Consider the following 19,164-nt stretch of genomic DNA (forward strand, 5'->3'; position numbering starts at 1 on the left):
CTAAACCTCAAGGAGAATCGTATGTTAAACGACCCGTCGCAGAAATATCGCCCCTTCCCGCAGGTCAATTTGCCTGACCGGCAGTGGCCGGGAAATGTGCTCAGTGCGGCACCACAATGGTGCTCAAGTGATTTGCGCGACGGTAATCAGGCGCTGGCGGAACCCATGGATAATGCGCGTAAACGTCAGTTTTTCGATTTGCTGATCAAGTGTGGTTTTAAGCAGATTGAAGTCGCATTCCCGTCGGCATCGCAAACCGATTTTGATTTTGTTCGCGGGCTGATTGAAGACAAGCTGATCCCTGATGACGTGGTGATCCAGGTTCTGACGCCATCGCGTCCTGATCTGATTGCGCGCACCTTTGAAGCTCTGAAAGACGTGCCACGCGCTATCGTGCATTTATACAACGCCACCGCGCCGGTTTTCCGCGAAGTTGTTTTCAATCAGGACCAGGCTGCAACCCGCGAACTGGCCGTGCGCGGCGCGCAGCAGATCCGCCAGCTTTGCGAACAATATTCGCAAACCGACTGGACGTTCGAATATTCACCGGAAACTTTCTGTTTTACAGAACTGGAGTTTGCGCTGGAAGTGTGTGAAGCCGTGGCGGATGTCTGGGAGCCGGGCGCGCAAAGACCGATGATCATTAATTTACCGGCCACTGTGGAAGTCAGTACACCGAATATTTATGCCGATCAGATTGAATGGTTCTGCCGTCATTTCAGCCGCCGCCAGCAGGTCTCCATCAGCGTGCATCCGCACAATGACCGCGGGACCGGTGTGGCGTGCGCCGAACTGGCCATGCTGGCGGGTGCAGATCGCGTGGAAGGGTGTTTGTTCGGAAACGGTGAACGTACCGGTAACGTGGATCTCGTCACGCTGGCGCTGAATCTTTATACACAAGGTGTCGCGCCTGAACTGGATTTCAGTAATTTGCAGGCCATTGTGGAAGCGGTGGAAGAGTGCAATCAGTTGCCGGTGCATCCGCGCCATCCGTATGCGGGGGAACTGGTCTTTACAGCGTTTTCCGGTTCGCATCAGGACGCTATCAAGAAAGGTTTTGCGGCACAGAAATCCTCAGATAGCCCGTACTGGCGCGTGCCGTACCTGCCGCTGGATCCTGCCGATGTCGGTTGCAGCTACGAAGCGGTCATTCGCGTCAACAGTCAGTCAGGGAAAAGCGGGGCGGCGTGGCTGCTTGAGCAAAACCACGGTCTGAAATTGCCACGTGGCTTGCAGATTGACTTCAGCAAAGCCGTGCAGCGCGAGACCGATACGCATGGCAAAGAAATGAGCACCAGTGATATCTGGCGTCTGTTCCGCCAGCGTTATGGTTTAACTGAACAACCGGCGATCAAACTGCTGGGTTATGACATCCGCAGTGATGAACAAAACGTCTGTCATTTCAGCGCGCGGATCCGTTATCGCAATGAAGAACAGCATATTACTGGCAGCGGCAATGGTCTGCTTTCCGGCGCAGCTGATGCATTGCGTCGCAGTTTCGACGTGCAACTGGAGATCGGCGATTATCATGAGCATACGCTGGGGCATCAGAGTCACAGCCGTGCGGTGGCCTATCTGAGCTGTCAGGGGCGTCCGGGGGAAACCTGTTACGGCGTGGGGATCGACAGCGATGTTTCCAGCGCGTCTTTGCAGGCGTTGTTTAATGCAGCCAGCGCGATTATGGCAGATTAATATGGCTTATTAACTTGTCTGATTAGTTTGTTTGATTAAAGTATTCGCTGGGTGAAACGCCCAGTAAACGGCGGAACATCGCACTAAAGGCACTCGGGCTGTCATAGCCGAGTGCCAGCGCCACATCAATCACTGACACGCCAGCCGCCAGCTGATTCAGTGCTTCGAGTAATTTCGCCTGACGTACCCAGTCACTAAAACGTAATCCTGTTTCACGCTGAAAACGGCGCGAGAGGGTGCGGCTGCTGATCCCCAGACGTTGTGCGACGTCTTCCAGCTCCCAGGATGAACACAAGTCTGCCCGGATCTGCTGAGTCAGTATCAGAAGCTCCGGCTCTTTCGGTTCCGGAAGATGAAGCGGTAAGCTCGGCAACAGACGTAATTCGTCAAGCAAAAGCTCCATAATGCGTTCGTCGCGACCGCCGGGGAGGTAATCGACCGGCACGGTCAGCGAGGTGAGGATTAGTTCGCGCAGCAAGGGCGAGATTTGCACCACCTGACATTGTGCGGGCAAATCTGCACGGGCCAGAGGCTCAACAAACAGGGTGCGGGCTTTGACGCCACCGATAAAACGCAGGCTGTGCTCGACGTAAGCGGGCAACCAGACGCCGCGTCCGGGTGGCACTATCCAGGTTCCGAGCGTGGTATGCACTTCCACCACGCCGGATAAAGTATGAATCAGTTGTGAACAGCTGTGGCTGTGCGCGGGCTCACTGTCGCCATGCTGGTAATCGATAGCCAGGGGCGCTATCGACTGGTGAGGAGCAAGGAAATTGTGCTGCATGGATCAATGATGTTTTTGGTTCTTGGCATCTGCAACGGCTTGTTTCGCTTCTTCTGCCGCTTTCTGAATTTCTTCTTCAGTCAGTTGTTCCGAAACTTCCAGCAGTTCTCCCAGGCCGTCACTGACATGGACATCATCGGCTTTGCTTTTGTTTTCTTTGTTCTTTTCGTCGCTCATGCTGTGATCCTCGTTAAATGAATTCAGGGTCTGATTATAGCAGAAAGTTGCAGCAGAAAATGGGGGCAGAAAGTGAAGGGGATTACCGGGGGAAAGGCAGAGCCTGTCGGACGACAGACTCCTGAATACATTACTGGCGGTATGCGAACTTAATTTGTTGCAGGGAGTTTTTGAAGACTTCAGCCTGTTGCTCGTCTTCCATCTGCGCAACAAAACGCTCCATGTTCAGCATGACTTTACCCGCATCAGCCTGACCGATGGCTTTGAGGATCAGGGTCAGTGTGGCTTTCAGGCAGGCAACTTCGGTCGCCAGTGTTTCAACGTTCGCTTCAGTCGTAAAATCGCAATTACTCATTATTTATATCTCCTCAGGCTGGCTGCCAGGCAGCACGCCGAATTCTAAAGGGCAGAAAAGTGGGGCTAAAAATGAACTCACCCGTTCGCGCCGGGTGGAAAGTGGCGGCATTTTAGCATAGTTGGCAGGTTTTAGTGCATCGCCGGTGTCGGCGCTGGCAATGCGTTAATTGGATATAAACATATAGCGCTTTTGTACACAGAGTAAAGAATACTAAACATTATTGCCGGTTGAGAACATTTCATCTCCACGTGCAGATTTATTCATATAATCCATCAGCAATTCGTGCGATCGCAAATAATCATCGGCCATATCAGATATATATGAATGAGGTTTGCTGGCGGTTAAATAGCCAGCCTTGCTAACAATGGATTTTAAGCCCCAGAAGACAGCTGGCATTATTTTTTTGCTGAAAAAAAGACAGGAGAAAGTCTGCCAGTTGAGCCTTGATTAAAAAGACTTTTTTATAAATTATTAATACAGGTGATGGCATTTCTCATTTACATTCAGCAAAGTAGTTTTTTGCAGACACTCCTTGGTCAGGAAGGCATGTTAGAGTAAAATACGCGGGCTATAATAAATAACTGTGTCTTCCTGATTTAAAAACACTGCCTTGACATGCAGTGGGACGAGTTAGTTGATGCTGGCCTCTAATTGCCACCTTCTCTTCATTTATACGCTGTCTGAGAACAATATTAATGTTCGCCGCGTTGGAATACGTAAGACTGGCCTGAAGACCCTGACGGTGTGTTGCCCTTATTTTTTGGAGAATTCTCTTTGATTAGCGTTCTTCTTGTTGATGACCACGAACTGGTGCGCGCAGGGATCCGACGCATTCTTGAAGATATCAAAGGCATCAAAGTTGTTGGTGAGGCGCAATGCGGTGAAGATGCCGTCAAATGGTGTCGTACCAATGATGTTGATATTGTCCTGATGGATATGAACATGCCAGGTATTGGTGGGCTGGAAGCGACGAAAAAAATCGTCCGTTTCTCCCCGGATATCAAGATCATCATGTTAACGATTTATACTGAAAACCCGTTGCCGGCCAAAGTGATGCAGGCGGGGGCGTCAGGTTATCTGAGCAAAGGTGCTGCACCACAGGAAGTGGTCAATGCGATTCGTCTGGTCGATTCTGGTCAGCGTTATATTGCGTCTGATATTGCACAGCAAATGGCACTGAGCCAGATAGAACCGCAGTCTGAAACACCGTTTGATTCCTTATCTGAGCGTGAATTACAAATCATGCTGATGATTACCAAGGGACAAAAAGTGAATGAAATTTCAGAACAACTGAACTTGAGTCCGAAGACCGTTAACAGTTATCGTTATAGGATGTTTAGTAAATTAAATATCAGCGGCGATGTTGAGTTAACCCATTTGGCTATTCGACACGGTTTGTTCAACACGGAGACTTTATCAGGCAGTGAGTGATGAGCGTTTCGACCCCAAGGCCTTTCTGAAAACGGTCACCAGCCAGCCCGGCGTCTACAGGATGTATGACGCCAGCGGCACCGTAATCTACGTAGGTAAAGCCAAAGACCTTAAAAAACGTCTTTCGAGCTATTTCCGTGTCCAGGTTTCCAGCCGCAAGACAGAAACTCTGGTCAAAAATATTGCGCAAATCGATGTCACCGTTACGCATACGGAAACGGAAGCGCTGCTCCTCGAGCATAACTACATCAAGCTGTATCAGCCACGTTACAACGTCTTGTTACGTGATGATAAGTCTTACCCGCTGATTTTCCTCAGCGCGGATAATCATCCAAGAATTACGGTCCACCGCGGTGCAAAACACGCCAAAGGCGAGTATTTCGGGCCTTTCCCGAACTCTTATGCCGTGCGTGAAACCCTGGCGTTGCTGCAAAAACTTTTCCCGATCCGCCAGTGCGAAAACAGTGTTTACAGCAACCGCTCGCGTCCTTGTCTGCAATATCAGATTGGTCGTTGCCTGGGGCCGTGCGTCAAAGGACTGGTGAGTGAAGAAGATTATAAAGACCAGGTGGACTATGTTCGCCTGTTCTTGTCCGGTAAAGATCAGCAGGTGGTCACCCAGCTTGTTAACCGCATGGAAGAAGCCAGCAAATCGCTTCGATTCGAAGATGCCGGTCGGATAAGAGATCAGATCCAGGCCGTGCGCCGCGTAACCGAACGTCAGTTCGTGTCCGGTAACAGTGAAGATCTGGATGTCATCGGCGTGGCCTTCGAATCCGGTATGGCCTGTCTGCACGTATTGTTTATACGGCAGGGCAAAGTGCTGGGCAGCCGCAGCTATTATCCGAAAGTGCCGGGCGGTACTGATCTTGGTGAAGTGGTACAAACGTTTGTCGGGCAATTTTATCTGCAGGGCAGCCAGCAGCGGACACTTCCCGGTGAAATCTTGCTGGACTTCAGTCTGGCGGAAAAAGATCTGCTGGCCGAATCGCTTAGCGAGCTGGCTGGGCGCAAAGTGCAAATACAGAGTAAACCGCGCGGCGATCGAGCACGTTATCTGAAACTGGCGCGCACCAATGCTTCAACAGCCCTGACGACCAAGCTGGCGCAGCAGTCGACAATCCATCAGCGGCTGGCGGAGCTGGCAAAAACCCTGCACCTTGCTGAAATTAACCGCATGGAATGCTTCGACATCAGCCATACTATGGGCGAGCAGACGGTCGCATCTTGTGTGGTTTTCGATGGCAATGGTCCGGTGCGTTCTGAATACCGGCGCTATAACATCACCGGTATTACGCCCGGCGATGACTACGCTGCGATGGCACAGGTGTTGCAGCGCCGCTATGGTAAAGCGCTGGATGATAATAAAATCCCGGATGTCATCTTTATCGATGGCGGTAAAGGGCAGCTTGGCATGGCGCTGGATGTGTTCAATTCACTGAATGTGGAGTGGGATAAATCCAAACCGTTGCTGATTGGTATCGCCAAGGGTGCGGATCGCAAAGCCGGACTGGAAACGCTGTTCTTTGTGCCAGAAGGCGAGGGGATTGCGTTACCGGCAGATTCTCCGGCTCTGCATGTTATTCAGCATATTCGCGATGATTCACATAATCACGCCATTACAGGTCACCGGCAGAGACGCGCTAAAGTCCGCACCACCAGCGCACTGGAAGAAATCGAAGGCGTCGGGCCGAAACGGCGTCAGGTTTTACTGAAATACATGGGAGGCATTCAGCCATTACTGAATGCCAGCGTAGAGGAAATTGCACAGGTACCGGGTATTTCTATCGCATTGGCAGAAAAGATTCATAATGCGTTGAAACACTAAGGGCGTTGTAGCAACATACTCATAATATCCACACCGGACAAACAGTTACCTTCGCTATGCAATTTAATATACCTACGTGCCTTACCCTGTTTCGCGTTGTACTGATACCGTTCTTCGTGCTGGCCTTTTACCTGCCTTATCCATGGGCACCGCTGGCTTGTGCGTTGATCTTCGTTTTTGCCGCCGCGACTGACTGGTTTGATGGTTATCTGGCACGTCGTCTGAAGCAGACGACCCGCTTCGGTGCGTTTCTTGATCCCGTCGCCGACAAAGTGATGGTGGCGATTGCGCTGGTGCTGGTGGCGGAGTATTTCCACTCCTGGTGGATTACGTTACCTGCTGCGACCATGATTGCCCGTGAAATTATCATTTCAGCATTGCGTGAATGGATGGCTGAAATTGGTAAACGCAGCAGTGTGGCGGTATCGTGGATTGGTAAAGTGAAAACCACAGCGCAAATGCTGTCGCTGGTCGCGTTATTATGGCGTCCGGATGCGATTGTTGTGGGCGTGGGTGTCGTGGCGTTGTACATTGCTGCGGTGCTGACTTTCTGGTCAATGTTCCAATATCTCAACGCTGCGCGCCACGATTTGCTGGAACCCTGATCAAACTGACGTAAAAAACGTCAAACGATCGCCAGAAGCGATAATTTTATTGACTCAATCCGTCAGGTCAGTAGAATGCAACGCATCGGAAGGCAGCCGGTCTTATGCCAGAAGATTAGTTAAAAAAATCAGTACGTTCTGATTAAAGCGGGAATAGCTCAGTTGGTAGAGCACGACCTTGCCAAGGTCGGGGTCGCGAGTTCGAGTCTCGTTTCCCGCTCCAAATTTTATTAAACTGGTTCGTGAATTGGTTTAAGTGCAAGACAAGTAATAAGATTTAAGGCGCGTTAACAAAGCGGTTATGTAGCGGATTGCAAATCCGCCTAGTCCGGTTCGACTCCGGAACGCGCCTCCAATTTTCCCGGAGCCCGGGTGGTGGAATCGGTAGACACAAGGGATTTAAAATCCCTCGGCCTTAGGCTGTACGAGTTCAAGTCTCGTCCCGGGTACCATGGGAAAATGCAAAGAATAATCAAAAGCAATATAGTAGTAATGTCGTTATAGCCACCTTCGGGTGGTTTTTTTATGTCTGCAATTCAGGCACTTCCCGCTGCATCCCTCTGATACAACACATTCTGTTGCCACAAATCTGTTGCCACAAAATCGGCGCAATAAAAAAGGCCACCTGCAACAGGGGGCCTTAAGTGTTTCTTCAATAACATCCTTCGCGCAAAGAGCCGCAGTCAGAGTTTTATTTCTGAACAGAATGTTGGTTATGGGTAAAAAGAATGAAGAAAATCAGATAGTAAAACAGCCCCGAGGGGCGTTTTTAGGGTCAGAATTCACCCGGTGATTCAGTATTGCTCAGTGCCCTGATAGATAAAGGCAGGTGGTAGTTAGGCTGGCTGGTGAAAAACGCCTGCAGGGCAACGCGTTTCTTACGGTCAATTGAGATCTCTTCCATGGTTTTACGGAAGATACTGTACCGGCCACAAGATGTGCAGGTCACAGTAACAATTTTTGCGGACATATTGACCGACGTCTTATTAGTGCTTTGGCACAACGGACACTCGTCTTGAGCGCTTACAACTGTGGAACTCATAAAACCTCCGGTTTTACTTAGAGCGGGCAGTAGTCTAGCACAAAAAGGCGCCAGTTACTTAACGATAATTTAATTATCAGTGGATTTCAGCGCCAACTCAGTGTAGAGAGCCCACAAACCGCTGATGCCTTGGGAAAAGTGACCGCCGGTTTTCTTCATACTGTTCATTTCACTTCCCTGCTTCTCACTTCACCTTCCTGCGTTACACTTAAAAGATTCACTTCTTCTATGGATCCTTGCTTCATATGACTTCCGCTTTATACCAGCGTATCGATGGTTCGGTTTACAGACATATTTATATCGTCGGGGATATACACGGCTGCCTGAGCCTGCTTGAAGAGCAGCTGGCGAGAGTAGCTTTCGACCCGCATCGGGATTTATTGCTGTCAGTCGGAGATCTCGCCGACCGCGGGCCTGACAGTGTGGGATGCCTGAGACTGTTGAATGAGTCCTGGTTTTCCTGTGTCCGGGGCAATCATGAACAAATGGCTATTGATGCAGTGAATGAAGAAAATATCCCCCGCTGGCTGCGCAACGGTGGCGACTGGTTTTATGCACTGGAAGGCGACAAACAGGAGGAAGCAAAATCACTTATTCTTCAGGCTGATAAGTTGCCACACGTTCTTGAACTGACCACCCGTGAAGGCAAGCTTATTGTGGTCGCTCACGCAGATTATATTTCCGATGATTATGTTTTCGGCAAGCCTCTGGATGGGTATGAGATTATCTGGAACCGGGATCGCGTTAACTTCGCTCTGGCAGGGCGTTACAAACCCATTTCCGGTGCTGACGAGTTCTATTTCGGCCATACGCCGGTGGAATCCGCGATGCAGTTTGCTAATCAGTTTTACATTGATACCGGTGCGGTTTTTGACGGCTATCTGACGCTGCGTCAGTTGCAATAAATTGAGGCGTTGCAGGGGTTTGCGGTGAGTGCCGGGCAACGGTATAGTGAGCGGCTGCGAAACGGTAAGGGCGTGAGATAACATCATGGAAAGTAAGCGTGAAGACAGGATCCAGCGTCTGTTACTGGCTTTAAAAAAAACCGACAAAATTCATCTGAAAGAAGCGTCGTTGCTGCTCGATGTTTCCGAAATGACGATCCGCCGTGACCTGAATTCCGCCCCCGCTCCGGTCATTTTGCTGGGCGGTTACATCGTTATGGATCCCAAAAATAGCCCGGCCACGCATTATTTTGTCAGTGAACAGAAAATGCGGCAGATAGAAGAAAAGCGACGACTTGCTTCGCGTGCTGCCAGCCTCATCCAGAATAACGATACTGTATTTTTCGATTGCGGCACGACTATGCCTTATGTGATTGAAAAAATTGCCGAAGACTGTGTATTTACCGCTATTTGCTATTCCCTGAATACGTTTCTGGCGTTGCAGGAAAAACCGCACTGCGAGGTTATTTTGTGCGGCGGAGCGTTCAAATCCAGCAACAGTATCTTCACGCCGATAGGACGCAGCAGTGAACTGGATTTTATCCGGCCCTCGAAAGCGTTCATTTCCGCAGCCGGTGTGAGCATTGAGCATGGCGTGACGTGCTTCAACTTTGATGAGCTGCTGATGAAACATCAGGCTATTGAACGTTCTGCGCAAAGCATTCTGGTGGCTGACAGCAGCAAGTTCGATCAGGTGCGACCGGCTGCAATCGCACCTCTTGCCCGTTTTAATGTGGTGGTCAGCGACGCTGAGCCACCACAGGCTTATATCGATTTTTGCGACCAGTCTGACATCCCGTTGCTGGTTTAAGCATCTAACGTATCGGCGGGATTTTCTCCACCGACTGATACAGCACCACTTCCCAGATGCCATTTTTTGAGCCATCACTGAGATAGTGCTCAAAACAGGCCTTACCATCCGGACGGTAATGACTGCTGGCGAGCAGCTGGCTGTAAAACTCACGCCAGGCTTTCTCGAAATTCTCATCTGTTATCGTGGTGTGGTATGCCGCATAAGTGCCACCGGGCAGCGTTTGCAACGTCAACCCTTCGGCATCATCAAGAATAAAGTTATCCGCAACGCACACCGAAGGATCAGCACGCAAAGCTTCCGCAGGCGTTGTATCCGGGTTATCGTGAAACCACGTCAGCCATTCTTTTTGCGGCTGATGGTGCCGTGCAACCCATTTTGTCAGGTGCTGAAAGCCGTGATGGATTGACTCCTTATAAGGGCCAACAACCCGGTAGCTCACCAGCTTTTTCGCCGGTCTTTCTACGATTAGTAATGCCACGATGATCTCCTTTTATCTGACATGCAGAGAGTGGGTTCCTTTTGGGATGACGCAAATGCCAAACTATAACAGTTTGCCGTTTAACTCCCGGCAACTGCTCTACGCGCTATAACAGTTGTCATGATAAAATTCACCTATCAGATTGCATTATAGTCGTGACGCAATGAGGAAATGAGATGGACGTAATCAAAAGTGTATTAAACAGTGAAATTGATCGTATCAACCATCAGGAAGGGCGCGACGGGAAACCACGCATTAACGCAGAATTTTTTGTGAATCACCCCTGGTTATGTCTGGCCATGCTGGTGGGGTATATCGCTGTGGGCATCGTGATGTACGTTTCACCTTACATGGGCATCGGTTGGTTCATCGGGTTCACCGCGTTTCTGGTCTTCATGTCGGCAATGTTACTGCTGGAAATCAAACCGGTTTATCGCTATGAAGATATCGGCGTGCTGGACTTACGCGTCTGCTACAACGGTGAATGGTATTTCAGCCGAGAATTATCTTCGGATGCCGTGCAACAAATCCTCAGTTCCGACAGCGTAAGCGCACGGATCAAAAATCGCATTCAGTCGATCGTCAGCCATAAAGGTTTTGTCGATTTTTACGATGTGTACGATCTGGCTCGTCTCGAACAACAACAGTTGCCGGATCCCACCGGAACAGCACAGTTAGCTCATTAATTCCGCGTGTAAACATGGCCACAGGCCATGACGTTACCCTGCATGCTCTGATAAAATAGCGGCTGGGCATCATTTTCGTGAATGAATCCGACAAGCGAAAAAGATGTTGAGCCGTGACAGGAGCGACTGTGGAACGTATCAAACTGACTATTCATCATCTGCACAAAATCATTTCGGGCGAGAAACAAGATGCTCAGGCGACCGCACGCATTTATGCCGGGGACGAATTGCTGCTGACTGAAACGATGACCGGGCAGGCGACGCATTTTGATCGCTTCATTAAAGCTGAATGTGATAATGGCAAACCTTTACGCGTTGAATGGGACAGCGACGGCAGCGCTGAAATGTCAGTTTCCCGCGCCGAAGTATGCCCCTGCTGTGGCGGTGATGCCTTACACGGTTGATTTTACCTGGCACTGTCCGCATGTAGAGTTAAAGCCGAACAGAGGTGCATGATGAAATTTATCAACAATGAATTTGAATACCGTAAATGGATTATGGATGAAATATTCCAGGCGAGTGCGGTAGGCGAGACCTCTGAGTTTGCCGATCAGGAAGTGGATGACTTTATCTTTGATGCGCGCCCGGTGGCTTATCCGTGTGTAGCTGTCATGATCCAGACGCCGGGAGAGCCGGGCGTCTGTGAGCCGCGCTTCTTTTACAAAGAGCAAATCTTTGAGTGGGCGCATAAAATGGGATTTGGTTTCGACAGCTGAAGACTGTGGGATATTCATGCGAAAACCCTGAGCGGGACTCAGGGCTTCCTGTTACCGGTATACTCTTACCAGTATAGGCCTGACGTAATCAGACGTTTTTCCGGTCGATTTTCTCTTCGCCCCAGAACAGATAGTCGTCCTTGGTTTTAGCGAAGGCGATAGGCAGAACCTCATCGTTTCCTTCTTCCCAAATTTTCTGCGCCAGCTTCTCGTCGTTTTTAGCCAGTTCGAAAATAGCCTCAGCGATTTCGTGAGACGTTTCACGGGTATTTGCCCAGGCTTTGATGTTTGACGTCGTCATCCGGTTCTCCTCGTATTTTTCAGCAAAAAGTGTCTCCGTGACACCGTTATATTCACTATAACTATGGTTTCCGAAAGGTGTTTATGCAAATCCTGCGGGTTTTTGTGGCGTGTCTGTAGCCTTAAGCACGCCTTCAGGGCACAAAAAAACCGGCATCAACCGAGGCGGGTCGTTATACTTAGGCCGATTTCGAACAATTAAGGTGATGAGAATGAGCGACGATATTTTTGATTTTGACATTGATGCTGCACTGGAAACCGCTGAAGTCAAAGCGGCTGAAAAAGCAGCGGAAGTGCCTGAAGCCGTTCAGGACGAAAGTGACTGCGAAGGTTGCAAAATCTGATTTTGTACAACTATGCAGCAAACAGAAAACCGCTTCGGCGGTTTTTTTGTATCTGTCATTTCTTTCTCTTTGCCGATTTTTTGCTGAATATCCTTTGCTGACATAGCGTTGCAACCGGTTATCCGCAGTGGCGTTTTGACGCAAATGTAAGGGTAGCGTTAAGGCATTTTTTTTGGGATAAATTCCTATAGAACAGGAAGATAGCTGGCGGTACTTTGTCACCACCTGATAAGCAGGTCGTGAGGTTCTCAATGAAAAAATTGATTTTAGTTCTCGCCGTTTTGCTAACTTTGCCAGCTATCGCACAGGCAGACGTCGAGCTCGGAGTTAATATGCCTGGCCTGTCACTGCACATCGGCGATCGTGACAACCGCGGGTACTACTGGGATGGAGGTGACTGGCGTCCGCCAGGCTGGTGGGATCATCATTATCGTGATGAAGGGCGTGGTCACTGGGTGTATTACGAGCCAGCTCCGCCGCCGCCGCCGCATTACTGGCATCACGAGCACTGGCATGAAGGCCCTCCACCAGGCTACTGGCGCGATGGTCCTCCGGGGCACTGGCGCGAAGGTCCGCCTCCGGGACGCTGGTAACAGGTATCAGACAGTCAGGTTAACGCAGTAAAACAAATTTAGGGAACAGGGTTGGCAGTGGCGATGCGAAGGCATCCCCAATGTCAGTTCTGTTCCTCTCACTTCTTCTCGCAATTCTCCTCTTTTTATTGAAATGTTTCTTCTGAATTAATCACGTCATTAATAATAAAATTTAATCTATTTGTTTAAATTATATTTAATTTAAAAATCCTGCTATTTAATAACTAAATGTTCATGAAATGAATTTTTCAGAGTAATTGCTGCTTGCCAAAGGCCACTGATATGTTAATTTCTTGTTATATGAAATCAGCAATGGATGGCTCGAACGCGACGCGTGCCTGATGTCATAGCTGCACTTGATAACTGCACTTTAGGGAGAATTTTTTCAGGTACGCAATAGGTCTTTTACCGAGATTATCCCTATGCAATTTATTAAAAATGATTATGAGTACCGGGTCTGGATGCTGAATGCCTATTTTTATCAAGATGATATGGAGGGGGATAAACTGCTGACCGATGAGGAAATGGATGATTTTCTCTTTGAATACCGGCCACAGGAATATCCATGTTTAGGCTCAGTAACCCCGTCGAAAGAAAGCTCGCTGGAACTGGATATCACTTTCTTTTACCGGGATCATATCAGTGAATGGGCAAAATCGATGGGGCTGATAAATACCAAGTAATACTTTTGCTAAGCACTTATTTTCTTTGTGAATAATGAAAAGCGCCGTCTGGCGCTTTTTGCTTTTATAACGATGAGTTAATCATTACAAGTTTCTAACTACAGGTTTCTAACTATAGGTTTATAACTACAGGCTTAATTGCCCCGGACTTCAACCAGCACCGGGCAGGGCGAACCTTCGATCACGTCGGCGCTGACCGAGCCTTTCATCATGCGACCAAAAGCGGAAAGCTGGCGGTGGCCGATAACAATCACGGAAGCATTGATCCTTGCGGCCTCTGCCACCAGCGCTTCACCCGCAGGCCCGACAATCAGATTACCTTTGGCACGGATACCCGCCTGCTTTAGCGTTGCCATGGCCTGACCAACGACAGCCCGGGCGGTGTTTTGCTCTGCTTCTGCCGGCGGATAATCAACAATTTCACCTGGTTCATCTCCGTTGTCTTCCAGAGCATAAGACTCATCAATACAACAGGTAACATAAACGGTAGAAGGCTGGCCTTTAGCCAGCTGACAGGCAAGATTTGTGACAAAAGGCGACTGCTTTGATCCGTCCACAGCTAACAAAATGACATCAAACACGGGAACTCCTTTATACATTTTTAGCGCTGTTATTTGTTCTCTCCCAGCTTGCCGATTTCACCAATCAGGGCGGTTTTGCACTCCAGCAAGGCTTCGCGGATTTGTGCTTCTTTGGCTACGCGTCGGGCCGTCGGGAAAAGTACGGAGACGGAATACCGCCCCAGAATGGTATCTATTGCCACGGCAAGGGTGGTGACGCCGCTGACCGTTTCGCCTTCTTCCATCGCGATTCCGCTTTCACGCACAGCGGCAACTCTTTCCAGCAGGGAATCAAATGTGCGTACAGTATTTTCGGTTGCCGGTTCCAGAACCTCGCCCACCAGAATGCGGATTTCTTCATCCGTTTTCAGCGACAGCAGGGCGCGGCCGCCGGACGTGCTGTATATCGGCAGATTCAAACCGACCCGGGGAACGACGCGTAATTCCCGCTCAGCCACGATGCTGTGAATATTGGCAATCTGGCGCCCACTCGCACGCCCAAGTGAAACAGTTTCCTGCGTGATATCGCAAAGCTGACGCAGGAAAGGGGAGGCGATGGCAATCACATCAGTATGCACGGTGGAAACCAGTTTCAGCAGCGTCGGGCCTAAACGCACGCCACCGCTGCCTTCTGAGCGCACTAAACCTTCTTCGGCCAGCGCTGCGACGATGCGTTGTACGGTCGAACGGGGCAGGTCTACCTCATTGGCAATTGCGCCAAGACTCATGCCCTGCGGGTGTTTTCCCAGTGCATTGAGAATGGTCGCTGCGCGCGAAATAACCTGGATCCCACTGCTGCGTTCTTCGTCTGCCGGAATGTCCTGAGCCATCATTTTTCCTTTTCACCCACCGGTGATCCCAATCTGGATCCTGAGTGGTCAATGTAATAGCTCATCAGATGAAAAACAATTTTTAATCACATTGCAATACACTGCACCGTATTATAGTATTTCTACTTGTATCGCAATGTGGTGCATTGCATCGAAATATATGTGATCCACCCGATGTTTGAACCTCATACGGTACAAAACCTGCCTTTTCCTCTCACCGCACCCATAAAGCGGTGAAGTTAACGAGTTGATGAATCTATGAATCAGTCAGTCACGGCGGCACCTGCCGCCACGATGCCTGTTCCGCAGCCTTTCACCCTGAGGCTGGTGATCGGGCTAATCGGCGTATTAATCGCCTCGCTGTGTTCAGGTCTTAACGACCGTGTCACTGATATCGCGCTCGCGGATGTGCGTGGCGCATTGAGTATCAGTTCGGATCAGGGTTCCTGGCTGATTGGTGCTTATCAGGCTGCGGAAGTATCAGCCATGATGCTGGCACCGTGGTTTGCTATGACGTTTTCGCTGCGTCGTTTCACTCTGTTTGTCACGACGGGCTTTCTGGTTCTGGCTGCGGTTCTGCCTTATTCCCCCAATTTGCCCGTATTTATCGCACTGCGTGCTGTGCAGGGGATTTTTGGCGGTGCGTTGCCGCCGTTGCTGATGACTGCGGCACTGCGTTTTATGCCACCGCACCTCAAGTTATTCGGGCTGAGTGCCTATGCGCTGACGGCGACATTCGGACCCAATATGGCCACTTCACTGGCGGCAATCTGGACGGATTACGTTGGCTGGGAATGGGTATTCTGGCAGGTGATCCCGCCGTGTCTTCTGGCCTTAGCCATGGTTGCTTACGGTCTGCCGCAGGATCCGTTGCGGCTTGAACGGTTTAAACAGATGGATACCGTGGGAATGCTGACCGGGCCCGCCGGAATTACTTTGTTAGTGCTGGCGCTGCAGCAGGGTGAGAGGTTGGACTGGTTCAACTCTCCTCTTATCACGCTGATGTTTTTTGGCGCACTTGGTTTGCTGATACTTTTCCTGGTAAACGAATGGCACCATCCGTTGCCTCTTTTCAAATTACAGATGTTGCGTCGGCATAATCTGGCACATGGCCTGATCACGCTCTTCGCGCTGATGTTTCTCTTCTTATCCGGCTCGGCATTGCCTGCCAGCTATATGGAGCAAGCTGGCGGATTCCGCGCGGTGCAGGTCGGGCCGCTGGCGCTGACAATAGGTTTGCCGCAATTATTGCTCGCACCGCTGGTGGCCTTCGTGCTGACCATGCGCTGGATAGACAGCCGCTGGGTGCTGGCTTGCGGGTTAGGACTGGTGGGTTTGTCCTGTTTTCTGGGAATGCAGATCACCGGTGTCTGGTCGCGCGAAAACTTTTATTTGATCCAGATAATGCAGGCTTTCGGACAACCGATGGCGGTGCTGCCAATTCTGATGAGCGCCACCAGCGTGGTTCAGCCTCAGGAAGGGCCTTTTGCGTCAGCGATGTTCAACACTACCCGCGGGCTGGGCAGTGTCATGGGCGGCTCCCTTGTGGCCGTTTTTGTCAGCCATCGTGAACAATTCCATTCCAACATTTTACTTAATCATGCCGGCAGTGTGAGTTATCTGCTGTCCCAGCCTTATGCCGGTGACAGCACTTTTTTAGCGCCGCTGAACAGCACAGGTGCAGCGATTTCGACAGAGGTCCTTGCTCAGTTTTCCAAAGGCGTGAAGCGACAGGCGCTGGTGCTGGGGATATCTGACACCTATATGGTCATCATCGGGCTGGCACTGTTTCTGGTTTTGCTGGCCGCCGTTTTGCCGAAACGAACTTATCCGCCTCAGTCGCTGGTTAGACGCCCCTGAATGCAGCATCACCTGACTATTTGAATTCACTATAAAAAAAACGAGAGAAAAGAATCATGACTAAAACCTCATCCGTTCGCCTGAGCTGGCTGATTGCCGTTGTGGTGGTGATTATTCTGGCGGTCGTCGCTTTCTGGATCCTCAGCGGCAACTCACGGCCTGTTACCGATGATGCCTTTGTTTCTGCTGATTCCACGCTGGTCGCTCCGCGGATTTCTGGCACTATCGCCGAGGTCTATGTGCAGGACAACCAGAGCGTGAAGGCGGGGGATGTGCTGGCAAAAATAGACGACCGGGATTACCGCAATGCCGTGCAGACTGCGGAAGCTAATCTGGAAACAGCCAATGCGCAGATGCTCAGCCTGACTGCACAACTGGCTAAGCAGCAACAAACTATTTTGCAGGCGCAGGCACTGGTGAATTCGGATGCTGCAAGCATTGCCTATGCGCGCCAGAGTGCGGATCGCTACAAAAGACTGCTGCAAAATGGCTCTGGCACTGCCGATGCACGTGACGAATCCGATGCCAATTTACGTGCGAAACTGGCGTCGCAGCAAAGTGATATAGCCGCGGCACTGGGTGCTGAAAAGCAGGTGGATGTCCTGAAAGCACAGCAGGCGCAGGCAAAAGCCGGAATCGATTCAGCGGCGACAGCGCTGGCGCAGGCTCAACTGAACCTTTCTTATACTGAAATTACTGCGCCAGTGGATGGCATCGTCGGCCAGCGCTCTTTGCGTATTGGCGGATATGTCAGCGCAGGCACACGCGTTCTGGCGATTGTGCCACTCAGGGACGCGTATATTGTGGCGAACTACCTGGAAACTCAACTGGGTGATGTGCATACCGGGCAGCCGGTAGAAATTAAAGTCGATGCGCTGCCGGGCGTGGTGCTGAAAGGCAAAGTGGACAGCATCTCTCCTGCTACCGGCGTGACGTTTTCGCCGATTTCTCCTGATAACGCGACAGGGAATTACACTAAAGTTGTGCAGCGGCTGGCGGTGAAAATTGTGCTGGATGCGCATCAGCCTGATGCCCGTCGTCTGAAGGTGGGGATGTCAGTGATCCCGTCGATTCAGACAGCGCCCTGATAAAGCGCCGGCTCAGCAATTGAAAAGGCGGCTCTGCATCAGCAGGGCCGCCTTTTTTTATGTCCGCTCCGCAAAAGGGATCAGGATGCCTGATTTTGGGGAGGCGTTGGCTCAGATGCGTTTTTCTTTGCCGGATGCTGCGGTTTACCTGAGAACAGGAAACGCAGGATCGGGATGCGTTTGTGAACCTCATAAAGGAAGAACGCGATACCGAACACAAACACCAGTCCCAGGAAGAAGCCCAGCCAGTCGCTGTGAATTTTCGGCGTAATAAATGCACCGTAAATCAGCGTTAACGGATGGTGGATCAGATAGATGAACAGCGATGAATTCACCAGATAGGTTATCCATGGCGCCTGGAAATTCAGCAGATAATGGCTGAACGAGAACACCACGTTAACCATCAGGATGCCCAGCAGGGTAGTGATGATGGCATCAATTTCCATCGAATACAGCTGCGGGGTATTCACATGCTGATTGAACATGTAAGCCACGAACAGGAAGATGCTGACCACGCCCGCCGTGGCCGAAGGTTTCAGGAACAACTCTTTCAGCCAGGAGAATTTATAAGCAAACGCACCGATGATGAAAAATGGCAGATAAAACAACGTCTGCATAACGATGAAATTAAAAGCACCGTTCGACAGTAGTTCGGGCGCAAAAAGATACAGGCTTCTGTTAAATGCCGCGTAAATTAATCCGATGAACAAAAATATAATTGAGAGTTTTCCTAAGCTGTTTGTACGGCTTTTAATAATTTGAATACGACTACTCTTAATTTCTTTAATGAATTTGAACAGGTAAAAACAAATACTGGTAAGAATAACTAACGTTAACAGGAACCATAAATGCGAGACCAGTTCCCAGACGGTGGCATTAATTTTCTGATAAAAACCCATGCTGTCCCAGCCGGAGAATTTATCGGTAAATTTCATCAGGAAATACAACTGCGGAATAGTGATGAGCGGGAAGGCCGCCGCCAGCGGGATGGCGACACGCTCCAGACGTACCTTCAGCCATTGCTGGGGATTGTAGCGCTCATAGAGCATATAAGAAAAATACCCTGAGATAACAAAGAATACCTGCATCCGGAAGGCGTGAATGACATCATTGAATATTGTCAGGCCGTGAGAAGGTATTGCACTGTTTACCGCCCAGATATGGCTGGAGTAAATCAATGATATATGGAAAGGAATACCCAGCAGCATCAAATATGCGCGGATGGAGTCTAAGAAGAACTCACGTTGAGGTTTTTGTTCTTTCATTACGTATCCGTGGTAGAGAGCTCATCCTAATTTTAGAGCGTGATTTGTCTTTAGGCCTAATTTTACCCGTAAGCAAAAATGACCTT

24 protein-coding genes and 3 tRNA genes are annotated in these 19,164 nt (G+C 50.0%); 17 read left to right on the plus strand and 10 right to left on the minus strand.

What is annotated here, in order from left to right; translation table 11 throughout:
- Positions 1 to 21 precede the first annotated feature (21 nt).
- Complete coding sequence (leuA, locus tag CKQ54_RS10605; protein ID WP_120160562.1) at positions 22 to 1,692, plus strand: 2-isopropylmalate synthase; 1,671 nt, start codon at positions 22 to 24, stop codon at positions 1,690 to 1,692.
- 22 nt (positions 1,693 to 1,714) lie between these two features.
- Here the strand turns inward: leuA and CKQ54_RS10610 are convergent, their stop codons facing one another.
- From CKQ54_RS10610 to CKQ54_RS10620, 4 genes are all read right to left on the minus strand, one after another.
- Positions 1,715 to 2,476 (minus strand): AraC family transcriptional regulator, encoded by a 762-nt coding sequence (locus CKQ54_RS10610; protein ID WP_120160564.1) that lies wholly within the window; start codon positions 2,474 to 2,476, stop codon positions 1,715 to 1,717.
- A gap of 3 nt (positions 2,477 to 2,479) precedes the next feature.
- On the minus strand, positions 2,480 to 2,653 hold the full coding sequence (locus tag CKQ54_RS25490) for a hypothetical protein (protein ID WP_167459629.1): 174 nt from the start codon (positions 2,651 to 2,653) through the stop codon (positions 2,480 to 2,482).
- A 130-nt stretch (positions 2,654 to 2,783) separates the two neighbouring features.
- Positions 2,784 to 3,008: a DUF2594 family protein gene (locus tag CKQ54_RS10615; RefSeq protein WP_015697982.1), complete on the minus strand. Its 225-nt coding sequence runs from the start codon at positions 3,006 to 3,008 to the stop codon at positions 2,784 to 2,786.
- Positions 3,009 to 3,221: 213 nt separating this feature from the next.
- Entirely contained in the window at positions 3,222 to 3,407 is a 186-nt protein-coding gene (locus CKQ54_RS10620) for a hypothetical protein (protein ID WP_120160566.1), read from the minus strand.
- Between the two features lie 378 nt (positions 3,408 to 3,785).
- On the opposite strand from CKQ54_RS10620, the gene uvrY reads away from it, so the two are divergent.
- From uvrY to CKQ54_RS10650, 6 genes are all read left to right on the plus strand, one after another.
- Positions 3,786 to 4,442 (plus strand): UvrY/SirA/GacA family response regulator transcription factor, encoded by a 657-nt coding sequence (gene uvrY, locus CKQ54_RS10625; protein ID WP_013576296.1) that lies wholly within the window; start codon positions 3,786 to 3,788, stop codon positions 4,440 to 4,442.
- On the plus strand, positions 4,435 to 6,270 hold the full coding sequence (gene uvrC / locus CKQ54_RS10630) for an excinuclease ABC subunit UvrC (protein WP_120160568.1): 1,836 nt from the start codon (positions 4,435 to 4,437) through the stop codon (positions 6,268 to 6,270). The genes uvrY and uvrC overlap by 8 nt, the downstream gene beginning before the upstream one ends.
- A gap of 56 nt (positions 6,271 to 6,326) precedes the next feature.
- The gene (pgsA, locus tag CKQ54_RS10635) at positions 6,327 to 6,875 is read left to right on the plus strand and encodes a CDP-diacylglycerol--glycerol-3-phosphate 3-phosphatidyltransferase (protein ID WP_101077248.1); all 549 of its coding nucleotides are present in this window, start codon (positions 6,327 to 6,329) and stop codon (positions 6,873 to 6,875) included.
- A gap of 147 nt (positions 6,876 to 7,022) precedes the next feature.
- A tRNA-Gly gene (locus CKQ54_RS10640) sits at positions 7,023 to 7,098 on the plus strand.
- Positions 7,099 to 7,156: 58 nt separating this feature from the next.
- Positions 7,157 to 7,230, plus strand: a tRNA-Cys gene (locus CKQ54_RS10645).
- An 11-nt stretch (positions 7,231 to 7,241) separates the two neighbouring features.
- Positions 7,242 to 7,327: transfer RNA gene (locus CKQ54_RS10650), tRNA-Leu, on the plus strand.
- A gap of 323 nt (positions 7,328 to 7,650) precedes the next feature.
- Here CKQ54_RS10650 and CKQ54_RS10655 read toward each other — a convergent pair.
- Complete coding sequence (locus CKQ54_RS10655; protein ID WP_112291193.1) at positions 7,651 to 7,917, minus strand: hypothetical protein; 267 nt, start codon at positions 7,915 to 7,917, stop codon at positions 7,651 to 7,653.
- 245 nt (positions 7,918 to 8,162) lie between these two features.
- Between CKQ54_RS10655 and CKQ54_RS10660 the strand changes: the two genes are divergently transcribed.
- Positions 8,163 to 8,822 (plus strand): metallophosphoesterase, encoded by a 660-nt coding sequence (locus CKQ54_RS10660; protein ID WP_120160569.1) that lies wholly within the window; start codon positions 8,163 to 8,165, stop codon positions 8,820 to 8,822.
- Between the two features lie 85 nt (positions 8,823 to 8,907).
- On the plus strand, positions 8,908 to 9,672 hold the full coding sequence (deoR, locus tag CKQ54_RS10665; protein ID WP_120160571.1) for a DNA-binding transcriptional repressor DeoR: 765 nt from the start codon (positions 8,908 to 8,910) through the stop codon (positions 9,670 to 9,672).
- Between the two features lie 4 nt (positions 9,673 to 9,676).
- On the opposite strand, the gene CKQ54_RS10670 is transcribed toward deoR, so the two are convergent.
- Positions 9,677 to 10,153, minus strand: a complete 477-nt coding sequence (locus tag CKQ54_RS10670) for a GyrI-like domain-containing protein (protein WP_112291188.1) — start codon at positions 10,151 to 10,153, stop codon at positions 9,677 to 9,679.
- A 176-nt stretch (positions 10,154 to 10,329) separates the two neighbouring features.
- Here CKQ54_RS10670 and CKQ54_RS10675 point away from each other — a divergent pair, with 176 nt between their 5' ends.
- From CKQ54_RS10675 to CKQ54_RS10685, 3 genes are all read left to right on the plus strand, one after another.
- A complete protein-coding gene (locus tag CKQ54_RS10675; RefSeq protein WP_120160573.1) occupies positions 10,330 to 10,839 on the plus strand; it encodes a YlaC family protein in 510 nt (169 codons plus the stop codon).
- A gap of 128 nt (positions 10,840 to 10,967) precedes the next feature.
- On the plus strand, positions 10,968 to 11,243 hold the full coding sequence (locus CKQ54_RS10680; RefSeq protein ID WP_120160575.1) for a hypothetical protein: 276 nt from the start codon (positions 10,968 to 10,970) through the stop codon (positions 11,241 to 11,243).
- Between the two features lie 48 nt (positions 11,244 to 11,291).
- On the plus strand, positions 11,292 to 11,555 hold the full coding sequence (locus CKQ54_RS10685; RefSeq protein ID WP_232829968.1) for a hypothetical protein: 264 nt from the start codon (positions 11,292 to 11,294) through the stop codon (positions 11,553 to 11,555).
- 88 nt (positions 11,556 to 11,643) lie between these two features.
- On the opposite strand, the gene CKQ54_RS10690 is transcribed toward CKQ54_RS10685, so the two are convergent.
- Positions 11,644 to 11,856, minus strand: a complete 213-nt coding sequence (locus CKQ54_RS10690) for a YccJ family protein (RefSeq protein ID WP_095921306.1) — start codon at positions 11,854 to 11,856, stop codon at positions 11,644 to 11,646.
- 211 nt (positions 11,857 to 12,067) lie between these two features.
- Between CKQ54_RS10690 and CKQ54_RS25970 the strand changes: the two genes are divergently transcribed.
- The 3 genes from CKQ54_RS25970 to CKQ54_RS10700 all read left to right on the plus strand — a co-directional run bounded on the left by CKQ54_RS25970 (position 12,068) and on the right by CKQ54_RS10700 (position 13,475).
- Complete coding sequence (locus CKQ54_RS25970) at positions 12,068 to 12,199, plus strand: hypothetical protein (RefSeq protein WP_013576285.1); 132 nt, start codon at positions 12,068 to 12,070, stop codon at positions 12,197 to 12,199.
- Positions 12,200 to 12,450: 251 nt separating this feature from the next.
- Positions 12,451 to 12,792, plus strand: a complete 342-nt coding sequence (locus tag CKQ54_RS10695; protein ID WP_120160577.1) for a DUF2502 domain-containing protein — start codon at positions 12,451 to 12,453, stop codon at positions 12,790 to 12,792.
- 422 nt (positions 12,793 to 13,214) lie between these two features.
- Positions 13,215 to 13,475 (plus strand): hypothetical protein, encoded by a 261-nt coding sequence (locus CKQ54_RS10700; protein ID WP_120160579.1) that lies wholly within the window; start codon positions 13,215 to 13,217, stop codon positions 13,473 to 13,475.
- A gap of 134 nt (positions 13,476 to 13,609) precedes the next feature.
- Here CKQ54_RS10700 and CKQ54_RS10705 read toward each other — a convergent pair whose 3' ends face one another.
- Positions 13,610 to 14,056, minus strand: coding sequence for a universal stress protein (locus CKQ54_RS10705; protein WP_120160581.1), 447 nt, complete (start codon positions 14,054 to 14,056; stop codon positions 13,610 to 13,612).
- A 29-nt stretch (positions 14,057 to 14,085) separates the two neighbouring features.
- Positions 14,086 to 14,865 carry an IclR family transcriptional regulator gene (locus tag CKQ54_RS10710; RefSeq protein WP_120160582.1) on the minus strand — a complete coding sequence of 260 codons (780 nt, stop codon included), beginning with the start codon at positions 14,863 to 14,865 and terminating at the stop codon, positions 14,086 to 14,088.
- A 258-nt stretch (positions 14,866 to 15,123) separates the two neighbouring features.
- On the opposite strand from CKQ54_RS10710, the gene CKQ54_RS10715 reads away from it, so the two are divergent.
- On the plus strand, positions 15,124 to 16,725 hold the full coding sequence (locus tag CKQ54_RS10715) for an MFS transporter (protein ID WP_120160584.1): 1,602 nt from the start codon (positions 15,124 to 15,126) through the stop codon (positions 16,723 to 16,725).
- 56 nt (positions 16,726 to 16,781) lie between these two features.
- On the plus strand, positions 16,782 to 17,813 hold the full coding sequence (locus CKQ54_RS10720) for an HlyD family secretion protein (RefSeq protein WP_120160586.1): 1,032 nt from the start codon (positions 16,782 to 16,784) through the stop codon (positions 17,811 to 17,813).
- Positions 17,814 to 17,893: 80 nt separating this feature from the next.
- Here the strand turns inward: CKQ54_RS10720 and mdoC are convergent, their stop codons facing one another.
- Positions 17,894 to 19,078 carry a glucans biosynthesis protein MdoC gene (mdoC, locus tag CKQ54_RS10725; RefSeq protein ID WP_120160588.1) on the minus strand — a complete coding sequence of 395 codons (1,185 nt, stop codon included), beginning with the start codon at positions 19,076 to 19,078 and terminating at the stop codon, positions 17,894 to 17,896.
- Positions 19,079 to 19,164 lie beyond the last annotated feature (86 nt).

This window comes from Rahnella variigena, assembly GCF_003610915.1.
GTDB lineage: Bacteria > Pseudomonadota > Gammaproteobacteria > Enterobacterales > Enterobacteriaceae > Rahnella > Rahnella variigena.